The following is a 1,239-nucleotide window of genomic DNA, read 5'->3' as shown; positions in this document are numbered from 1 at the left end:
GCCAAATGATAAAGGCCTGCCAGGTCTGGACGTCGCATGACTTGCTGGATGGCCAGTGCGGTCACATCAGCGATCAGATCGGCACCTGTCGGCGCACCGATCTGATCGGCGATCACGCTCAACGTCTCGCGATCCTTGGCCAGACGTAGCATGGTCTTGGCGAAGTTGTTACCGCGAGCCGCGTAGACCCAGCTGGTACGGAAGATCAGGTGCTTGCAACCAGATGCTGTAATCGCCTGTTCGCCAGCCAGCTTGCTTGCACCGTAGTGGTTCACCGGGGCGACTGCATCGGCCTCTTGCCATGGCTGCGRACCTTGACCACTGAAAACGTAGTCGGTCGAGTAATGGATCAGCCACCCCCCTAAAGCAGCGACCTCCTCTGCCATGACCTGACTTGCCCGACCGTTAACACGGTGGGCCAGTTCGGTCTCTGACTCAGCCTTATCGACGGCGGTATAGGCCGCTGCGTTGACGATGATGTCAGGCTTAACCTGACGGATCGTGGCACGCAATGCTTCCAGATCGGACAGATCGCCACACAATCCATCAACGGTATGACGATCCAGTGCAATCAACTCACCCAATGGCGCAAGTGAGCGTTGCAACTCCCAGCCGACCTGGCCGTTTTTTCCCAGCAAAAGGATTTTCATGCCTGGCTCGAACGATCCGCATAGTTCTGATCAATCCACTGCTGGTAGCTGCCGCTCTTAACGTGAGCTACCCACTCAGTGTTATTCAGATACCACTCAACCGTTTTGCGGATACCGGTTTCGAATGTTTCTTCCGGCGTCCAGCCCAATTCGCGTTGAATTTTGCTGGCGTCGATCGCATAGCGCTGGTCATGGCCCGGGCGATCCTGAACGTAGGTGATCAGGCTGGCGTGTGGACGATGAGCGGAATCTGGACGCAGTTCATCCAGCAGTGCACAAAGGGTGTGTACGACTTCGATGTTTTGCTTTTCGTTATGACCGCCGATGTTGTACGTCTCACCGATAACACCTTCGGTGACGACTTTGTACAACGCGCGGGCGTGATCTTCGACGTACAGCCAGTCACGAACCTGATTGCCTTTACCATATACCGGCAGCGGCTTGCCTTCCAGCGCATTGAGGATGATCAGCGGAATCAACTTCTCAGGAAAATGGCAAGGGCCATAGTTGTTCGAGCAGTTGGTCACCAAAGTTGGCAGGCCGTAGGTACGGCTCCAGGCACGAACCAGGTGATCGGAACTGGCCTTAC

The 1,239-nt window shown here is 55.7% G+C and carries 2 protein-coding genes; both read right to left on the bottom strand.

The window, feature by feature from the left end; translation table 11 throughout:
- Window positions 1-650 (bottom strand): dTDP-4-dehydrorhamnose reductase (gene rfbD / locus AC1DRJ_RS28350; protein ID WP_477805058.1); only part of this gene is annotated, 650 nt, incomplete at its 3' end.
- Window positions 647-1,239 (bottom strand): GDP-mannose 4,6-dehydratase (locus tag AC1DRJ_RS28345; protein WP_477805057.1); only part of this gene is annotated, 593 nt, incomplete at its 5' end. The genes rfbD and AC1DRJ_RS28345, both read right to left, overlap by 4 nt.

This window comes from Pseudomonas sp. P5_B2, from assembly GCF_056400445.1.
This window is presented reverse-complemented; position numbering and strand designations above follow the sequence as displayed.